At 74.1% G+C, this 8,090-nt stretch carries 8 protein-coding genes and 1 pseudogene; 3 read left to right on the forward strand and 6 right to left on the reverse strand.

The genetic code is table 11. The annotated features are described in order from the left end of the window. Window positions 1-160 precede the first annotated feature (160 nt). Genes ABZ318_RS38030 through ABZ318_RS38040 form a run of 3 tightly spaced genes read right to left on the reverse strand, consistent with a single transcriptional unit; the run spans window position 161 to window position 2,509 of the window. Complete coding sequence (locus ABZ318_RS38030; RefSeq protein ID WP_093874833.1) at window positions 161-661, reverse strand: hypothetical protein; 501 nt, start codon at window positions 659-661, stop codon at window positions 161-163. A gap of 13 nt (window positions 662-674) precedes the next feature. After that, window positions 675-1,334, reverse strand: a complete 660-nt coding sequence (locus ABZ318_RS38035; protein WP_356906993.1) for a response regulator transcription factor — start codon at window positions 1,332-1,334, stop codon at window positions 675-677. Then, window positions 1,331-2,509, reverse strand: a complete 1,179-nt coding sequence (locus tag ABZ318_RS38040) for a sensor histidine kinase (protein WP_356906994.1) — start codon at window positions 2,507-2,509, stop codon at window positions 1,331-1,333. The genes ABZ318_RS38035 and ABZ318_RS38040 overlap by 4 nt, the downstream gene beginning before the upstream one ends. A 132-nt stretch (window positions 2,510-2,641) precedes the next feature. On the opposite strand from ABZ318_RS38040, the gene ABZ318_RS38045 reads away from it, so the two are divergent. Together ABZ318_RS38045 and ABZ318_RS38050 are read left to right on the forward strand one after the other, a co-directional pair. Further along, window positions 2,642-3,595 carry an ATP-binding cassette domain-containing protein gene (locus tag ABZ318_RS38045; protein WP_356906995.1) on the forward strand — a complete coding sequence of 318 codons (954 nt, stop codon included), beginning with the start codon at window positions 2,642-2,644 and terminating at the stop codon, window positions 3,593-3,595. Next, on the forward strand, window positions 3,595-4,401 hold the full coding sequence (locus ABZ318_RS38050) for an ABC transporter permease subunit (protein ID WP_356906996.1): 807 nt from the start codon (window positions 3,595-3,597) through the stop codon (window positions 4,399-4,401). Before ABZ318_RS38045 ends, ABZ318_RS38050 begins: the two co-directional genes overlap by 1 nt. A 12-nt stretch (window positions 4,402-4,413) precedes the next feature. Here the strand turns inward: ABZ318_RS38050 and ABZ318_RS38055 are convergent, their stop codons facing one another. From ABZ318_RS38055 to ABZ318_RS38065, 3 genes are all read right to left on the reverse strand, one after another. Next, window positions 4,414-5,619, reverse strand: a complete 1,206-nt coding sequence (locus ABZ318_RS38055) for an FAD-dependent monooxygenase (RefSeq protein ID WP_356906997.1) — start codon at window positions 5,617-5,619, stop codon at window positions 4,414-4,416. Window positions 5,620-5,725: 106 nt separating this feature from the next. Beyond that, a complete protein-coding gene (locus tag ABZ318_RS38060) occupies window positions 5,726-6,346 on the reverse strand; it encodes a response regulator transcription factor (protein ID WP_356906998.1) in 621 nt (206 codons plus the stop codon). Then, window positions 6,346-7,512 carry a sensor histidine kinase gene (locus tag ABZ318_RS38065; RefSeq protein ID WP_356906999.1) on the reverse strand — a complete coding sequence of 389 codons (1,167 nt, stop codon included), beginning with the start codon at window positions 7,510-7,512 and terminating at the stop codon, window positions 6,346-6,348. Before ABZ318_RS38065 ends, ABZ318_RS38060 begins: the two co-directional genes overlap by 1 nt. A gap of 339 nt (window positions 7,513-7,851) precedes the next feature. Between ABZ318_RS38065 and ABZ318_RS38070 the strand changes: the two are divergent. Then, window positions 7,852-8,090, forward strand: a pseudogene (locus ABZ318_RS38070) (heme-binding protein); the annotation flags it as partial.

Raw genomic sequence — 8,090 nt, forward strand, 5'->3', positions numbered from 1 at the left:
ACGACGAAGGACATCGCGGCGAACGCAAGAAGGCTTTCGGTACTCACCATGAGTCCCTCCTCCGCCTTGCGATGCACGGTGCCAGACGCCGCTCCCTGATCCGGCCTGATCGACAAGACACCCCCTAGGGCCTGTCCGGCGGATCAGGGCCGGACAGGCCCTAGGGCACCCGGGGGAAGCGGGACTGGAGGGTCCAGATCGCCGGGTTGTCCGCCAGGCCCTCGTGCATGTCCGTGAGATCCGCGATCAGGTCGTGCAGGAAGTCCCGCGCCTCGCGCCGCAGTTCCGCGTGGTTGAAGGTGACCGGCGGCTCGTCGCCCGGCATCCAGTCGGCCTCGACGTCCACCCACCCGAAGCGGCGCTCGAAGAGCATCCGGTCCGTGGACTCGGTGAAGTCGAGCTCCGCGTACTGCGGCTGCGCGGCGCGGCTGCCGCGCGGATCCTGGTCGAGCTGCTCGACGATGTCGCACAGCGCCCACGCGAAGTCGAGCACCGGCACCCACCCCCAGGCCGTGGACACCTCGCGGTCGGTCTCCGTGTCGGCGAGGTACACGTCCCCGCAGAACAGGTCGTGGCGCAGCGCGTGGACGTCCGCGTGGCGGTAGTCGGTCTGCGGCGGGTCGGGGAAGCGACGCGAGAGGGAGTAGCCGATGTCGAGCACGGGACCGATGGTGTCACGGCACCAGTCCCGCCTCGTACGCGAGGATCACCAGCTGCACCCGGTCGCGCGCGTCCAGCTTGGAGAAGAGCCGCGCCACGTGCGCCTTCGCGGTGGCCGCGCTGATGTGGAGGCGCTCCGCGATCTCGCCGTTCGACAGGCCCCGGCCGACGAGGGTGAGGACCTCCCGCTCGCGCTCGGTGACCCCGTCCAGACCGCGCGACGGCGGAGGCGTGGGTTCCGGGCGCGCCGCGAACTCCTCGATCAGGCGGCGGGTCACGCCCGGCGCGATCAGGGCGTCGCCGGCGGCCACCACCCGGATCGCGGAGAGGATGTCGTCGAGGGCCATGTCCTTGACGAGGAAGCCGCTCGCGCCGGAGCGCAGCGCGCCGTACACGTACTCGTCGTCGTCGAAGGTGGTGAGGACGAGGACCCGGGGCGCGCCGGGGCCCGCCGTGACGATCCTGGTGGCCTCGATGCCGTCCATGCCCGGCATCCGGACGTCCATCACCACCACGTCCGGCGCGAGCTTCCGGGCCATCGCGACCGCCTCCGTGCCGGTGCCCGCCTCGCCGACGACCTCCAGGTCGGGGGTGTCGGCCATGAGGACGCGCAGCCCGGCCCGGACCAGGGGCTGGTCGTCGACGAGGAGGACGCGGATCGGGGCAGTGCTCATGCGGTGCGGGTTCCTTCCGGGCGGTCGGCGGGCAGGGGCAGTACGGCCGTCACGTGGAAGCCGCCGCCGTGCCGGGGCCCCGCGGTGAGGCTGCCGCCGAGGAGCGCGGCGCGCTCGCGCATCCCGACGAGGCCGTAGCCGCCCGCGGGCTCCGCACCGGGCGTGCCGCGGCCGTCGTCGGCGATCTCCACGAGCAGGGTGTCGGTGCGCCGCTCCACCGTCACCCGGCAGGTGGGGGCGGCCGCGTGGCGGACGACGTTGGTGAGGGACTCCTGCACGATCCGGTACGCGGCGAGGTCGACCTCCGGCGGGAGCGACACGTCGGGGTTGCCGAGGTGCCGCAGTTCGACCCGTACCCCCGCGTCCGCCGTGGACGCGGCGAGCCGTTCCAGGTCGGCGAGGCCGGGCGCCGGGTCGCGCGGTGCGGGACGGCCGTCGGCGGCGGCTCCGCGCAGCGCGCCCAGGGTGCGGCGCAGACCGGCGAGGGTCTCCCGGCTGGTGGTCTCGATGGTGGCGAGCGCGTTGCGGGCCTCGGCGGGCTGCGTTTCGATGACCCGGCGGCCGACGCCCGCCTGGATGGCGATGACGCCGATGCTGTGCGCGACGACGTCGTGCAGCTCGCGGGCGATCCTGAGCCGTTCGGCGGCGACGGCCTCGGCGGCGGTCGCTGCGCGCAGTTCCGCCGTGTGGCTGCGCCGTTCGCGTACGGACCGGCCGAGGAGCCCGGCGGTGAGCAGGGCGAGCGCGAGGGCCACGACGGTGCTGACGAAGACGTCCTGCCCTGAGGTGGTGTACGTCGCGGCCGCGATCTGGACGCCGAGCGCGCCGAGGGCGGTGGGCAGCAGGATCCGGAGCGGGCGCAGGGCGGCGATCCGGCCGACGACCGCGTCGGCGGCGAGCACCGGGAGGTAGAGGAGCACGGCCTCCGGCCGCGTGGTCGCCGCCGCGAACACCCCGGCGAGCAGCAGTCCGAGTGCCGCGAGCGGGTTGCGGCGCGCCAGCGGCAGGCTCAGACCCACGGCGACGGCGGTGAGGAAGAGCCGCAGCTCGGTGGAGCGGTACGGGCCGGTCCGCATGGCGGTGAGGAACAGGAAGGGCTGCGCGGCGGCCGCGCCCCAGGCGAGGGCCGCCGGCACCCGCCCGTGCGACGGGCGGTCGGTCGGGGTGGCGGGCATGGCCCCGATCGTAGGCGCGGCCGTACGGGGGGACATCGGCCCGCGGGCGTACGCCCGCGGGACACCCCGCCGGGTGGGTTGTGGCCGTCGAGCCGATGTGCCGGGGGGCACCGGGCGGCCACCGTGGGCCGCATGATCGAAGTCCACGAACTGACCAAGCGGTACGACCGCCCGGCCCGGTCCCGTCGCGTCGGCCGAACCCGCCGCCCGGCGACCGCCCCCCGCCCCTCCGTCGACCGGCTCAGTTTCAATGTGAAGCCGGGGCGGGTGACCGGGTTCCTCGGGCCCAACGGGGCCGGGAAGTCGACGACCCTGCGGCTGATCCTGGGGTTGAACGAGCCGACGTCCGGGACCGCCACCGTCGGCGGGCGGCGGTTCCGGGAGCTGCCGCGCGGGCTGCGGGACGTCGGGGCGCTGCTCGACGCGCACGACGTGCACGGCGGCCGGACGGCCGAGGCCCATCTGGCGGCGCTCGCCCGCACCAACGGCATTCCGCCCCGCCGGGCCGGCGAGGTCCTCGACGAGGTCGGGCTCGGCGAGGCGGGACGGCGGCGGATCGGCGGCTACTCGCTCGGCATGAAGCAGCGTCTGGGGATCGCCGCCGCGCTGCTCGGCGACCCACCCGTGCTGCTCTTCGACGAGCCGGTCAACGGTCTGGATCCGGAAGGCGTGTTGTGGGCGCGCGGGCTGTTCCGGCGGCTGGCCGCCGAGGGCCGGACGGTGTTCGTCTCCAGCCATCTGATGAGCGAGATGGAGCACACCGCCGACGACCTCGTCGTCATCGGCCGCGGCCGGCTCATCGCGGCCGAGAGCGTGGCCGCCTTCGCGGCGCGCGGCACCCGCCGGAGCGTGACCGCGCGGACGGCCGACCCGGCGGCCGCCCGGGGCCTCGCCGATGCCCTGGAGGCCGAGGGCGCGACCGTACGGAGGGAAGGAGGAAGCCTCACCGTGACCGGGTTCGACGCGGACCGGATCGGTGTCCTCGCCTTCCGGCACGGCGTGCCGCTCGCCGAACTGACCGCGCACGCCTCCTCCCTCGAAGAGGCGTTCATGGAGCTCACCGCCGACAGTGTGGAGTACCGCTGATGCCGAAGGTCCGTTTCCGTGACCTGCTCGCCGCCGAGTGGATGAAGCTGTGGTCGCTCCGCTCCACGCCCTGGGCCTTCGCCGTGGGCGCGGTCGCCGCCCTCGGCGTCAACCTCAACGCGACTCTCGCCGACTACCGCAACTACCCGAACTACTCGGACGGCATCAAGGAACTCTTCGTGCCGATCTGGGCGATGCGCGACGCGTTCACGCTCGGCGGGGCCATGGTGTTCATCCTCGCGACCGGCTCGATCGGCGCGCTGATGATCGTCGGCGAGTACGGCACGGGCCAGATCCGTACGACCTTCGCGGCCGTCCCGGCCCGGCGGTCCGTCGTCGCGGCGAAGACGCTCGTCCTCGCCGCCGTCATGCTGGCGTACGGGACGCTGGTCGCCGGGGTCTCGTTCGCCGCCACGCAGGCCGTGCTCGACGGCCGGGGCGTCGGCATGGCGATCGGCGACGAGGGCGTGGCGCGCGCCGTCGCCGCGTCGGCGCTCCTCGCACCGGTGTGCGCGCTCGCCGGCTTCGGCCTCGGGGCGTTGTTGCGGCACACGGCGACCACCATCGTCACCCTGACCGGCGTGCTGCTCCTGCTGCCGGCCCTGATGGACGAGCGCAACCGCTGGGGAGCGACGTTGCTGCACGCCCTGCCGCAGGGCGCGTGGAAGCGGCTCACGGAGATCGGGACGTCTCCGGTGCCGGTCGATCACCCGTGGACCGCCGGCGGGGCGTGGACCGTGTACGCGGCCTGGGCGGCGGGTGCCGTGGCGGTGGCCTTCCTCGCCGTCCACCGCCGGGACGTGTGAACCGTACGGAGGTCAGCGGCGGCCGTGTACCGCTCGTGCCACCCGGGGCCCGAGCCAGCGCTTGAGTCGGCGCAGGGGCTCCAGCTGCTCGGCGGCCCGGTCGATCCGGTAGTACAGCTGCGGCGGGACGTGCGGGAGCAGCGGCGAGTGGCGCTGGCCGAGGAGCGCGAACATCTTGGCCGGCTCCAGGCTCATGTAGCGCGGCAGGTTCTCGTACCACTGGGCGCTGTAGCGGGCGGCGCTCTGCGCGGAGACGAGTTCGGCGCGCCGCCGCCTGCCGTACGCGGTGAGGGCGGCGTCGAGGTCGCCGGGGGCGCGCAGGGCGTCCGCGAGGGCGAGCGCGTCCTCCAGGGCCAGGGTGGTGCCCGCGCCGATGGAGTAGTGGGTGGTGTGGGCGGCGTCGCCGAGGAGGACGAGGTTGCCGCGGTGCCAGACCCGGTTGGTGAGGGTGCGGAAGGTCAGCCACTGGGCGGCGCCGTCGGCGCGTTCGCGGCCGATCAGCTCGTGCCCGTCGAGGAGGTCGTGGAAGAGCTTCTCCAGGAGGTTCAGGCTGTCGGCCTCGCCGAGCGTGTCGAGGCCGAGGCCGGTCCAGGTCTCCGGGGAGCACTCGACGACGCAGGTGGAGCGCTCGCCGCTGAAGCCGTAGGCGTAGCACCAGATCCAGCCGTGCTCGGTCTCCTTGAAGGCGAAGCTGAAGGAGTCGAAGACCTTGGTGGTGCCGAGCCAGATGTACGGGTTGCGGCCGCTGGCGACCTCGCTGCCGAAGTGGCCGGCGTGCGCCTCGCGGAGCACGCTGTTGACGCCGTCGGCGGCGACGACCAGGTCCGCCCCGGCCAGCTCGGGCGCGTCCGGGCCGGGGATGTCGTGCTCGAACTCGATCCGTACGCCGAGCTTCTCGGCGCGGTCGGCGAGCAGCGCGAGCATCCGCCGCCGTCCGATGCCGAAGCCCGCGTCGCCGCGGTGGACGGTCCGTTCGTCGCGGACGATGGCGACCCCGTCGGTCCAGGTCACGGACGCCTCGGCGACGGCGGCCGCGGACTCGGGGTCGCCGGCGCGCAGCTTGTCGAGGAGCCCGGCCCAGTAGGTGACGCCCCAGCCGTACGTGGAGCCCTCGGGGTTCCGTTCGTACACGGCGATGTCGTGGGACGGGTCCTGCCGCTTCAGCAGGATCGAGAGGTAGAGGCCGGCGGGTCCGCCGCCGACGATCGCGAGCTTCACGTGCGCTCCCACTGAGACATGACACCGTGCGGTCGAGTGACGACGCACGGTAGCAGCGGGGTGCCGTCCCGCGCCGGGGAACGGCGCCGGGGACCAGCCCAACGGGCTACGGCAGCAGCCGCCGCTCCTTCGCCACCGCGACCGCGCCCGCGCGGGTGTCGACGCCGAGCTTGGCGTAGATCCGGCCGAGGTGCGTCTTCACCGTCGCCTCGCTGATGAACAGCGCCCGTGCGATCTCCCGGTTGCCGAGGCCGCGCCCCAGCTGCCCGAGGATGTCCCGCTCCCGGTCGGTGAGCGAAGGGCCCGCCGCGCCCCGCATGCGGTCCATGACCCGGCTGGCGACCGGCGGGGAGAGGGCCGTGCGGCCCTGGGCGGCGGAGTGGATCGCGGCGAACAGCTCCTCGGGCCGCTCGGCCTTCAGCAGGTAGCCCGTCGCGCCCGCCTCGATCGCCCGCGTGATGTCCGCGTCCGTGTCGTACGTGGTGAGGACCAGGACGTGGACGCCGGTGGGCGCGATCCGCCGCGTCGCCTCCACGCCGTCGATCCCCGCGCCGAGCTGGAGGTCCATCAGGACGACGTCCGGCTTCAGCTTCGCCGCCATCGCGACGGCCTCCTCGCCGTTGCCCGCCTCGCCCACCACCTCGATGTCGGGGGTGCTGCCGAGCAGCGCGAGCAGACCGGCGCGGACGACGACGTGGTCGTCGCAGAGGAGGATCCGTACGGACATCAGGACTCCAGGATGAGCGGGATCGCGGCGGAGAGCACCGTGCCCTCGCCCGGGGTGGACTCGACCGTCAGGGTGCCACCGAGCTGCTGGGCGCGCACCCGCATCGCGGGCAGGCCGTGGCCCCGCTCGGCCTGCTCGCGCGCGAGCGCCGGGTCGAAGCCGCGGCCGTCGTCGGCGATGTCCAGGACCACCTGGTCGTCGAGGTAGGTGAGGGTCAGGGCGGCGGAGTCGGCGCCGGCGTGCTCGCGGATGTTGGCGAGGGCGCCCTGCGCGATCCGCAGCAGCGCCGACTGCGCCCGGTCGGGCAGCGGCACCGGGGTGCCGTCGACCCGGAAGGCCGCCGACTCGCGGGCGGCGAGGGAGCGCAGGGCCTCTTCGAGGCCGCCGCCTCCGGCCAGGTCGGCGGGGGCGAGGTCCTGCACGAAGCGGCGGGCCTCGGCGAGGTTGCGTTCGGCGATGGACTCGGCGGTGCGGACGTGCCGGCGGGCGGTGGACGGGTCGCCGTCCCAGAGCCGGTCGGCGGCCTGGAGCAGCATCTGCTGGCTGGACAGGCCCTGGGCGAGGGTGTCGTGGATCTCCATGGACAGCCGCTGGCGCTCCGCGAGGGTGCCCTCGCGGCGTTCGATCGCGGCGAGTTCGCGGCGGGTGCGGATCAGGTCGTCGATGAGTGCCCGCTGCCGGGCGGCCTGCCGGTCGGAGTACACGAAGACGCCGGTGGCGAGGGCGGCGACGGCCGGCGGGGCGACGATCAGGTTGGGGTCCCAGCCGCCGTGCGAGAGCTGGACCTGCGCGAAGACCACGAACGCGGTGAGCAGGGTGACCAGGCCGAGCGCGGCGCGCGGCGGGAGGGTGCGCAGGCCCGTGTAGAAGAGCGGCACCGCGCACCAGGCGAAGCTGGGCGCGAGGACGACGAGGAGGACCCAGACGGCGACGACCGTGCCGAGCCAGGCGATCCGGCGCGGGGTGGCGCGGGTGCCGAGCACCGGGCCGAGGAGGTAGAGGGAGGCGAGCGCACCGGTGAGGGCGATGATCCAGGGGCTGCGGTCCTCCCATTCGTGCCGCAGCAGGAAGCGGGCGAGGGAGGCGCCGAGCAGCAGGAAGAACGCGATGTGCATGACCCGCGCGAGCCAGCGGGCGTCCGGGTCGTGCTCCGTGGACCGGGTCACCGTGCCGCCTCCTGCCTTCTGCCTGGATGGCCGTCCTTACCTGGATGGCCTTCCCGGCCTGTGGCCGTCCCGACCTGGTCGGCCTTCCTGCCCTGGGCGGCCTTCCCGGCCTGTGTGGCCGTTCTGACCTGGGTGTACCCGTCCATGGTGGCCCGGAGGGACCAGGGCGGCATCAACCGATCGGCTGACAGACCCGTCGTCCGGTGTGCGCGCGGAGGGCAGCCGGACCGTGGACCGGTGGGCGCCGGTTCCGCCCGGAGGATGGAGGCAGAGCGCAGGAACGAACCGCTCGACAGCTTCTCCTCTCCCCTCTCCCCACTCACCTCTACGGAGTCCCTCATGAAGAAGATCCTCCTCGGTGCCACCGCCGCCGCTGTCGTCGCCGCCGGTACCTTCGGCGTGGTCTCCGCGAACGCCGCCGCCCCGGCCGCCGCTCCCGCCGCCGTCATGGCCGACGCGGACAACGGCAACCTCCGGACGTCGACGCACCTGACGATCGAGGCCGCCACCAAGGCCGCGCAGGCGACCCTGGACGCCGCCGAGCAGGAGAACCAGCGGGTCTCCGTCGCGGTCGTGGA

The organism is Streptomyces sp. NPDC006197 (assembly GCF_040613865.1).
In the GTDB taxonomy this organism is placed as follows: domain Bacteria; phylum Actinomycetota; class Actinomycetes; order Streptomycetales; family Streptomycetaceae; genus Streptomyces.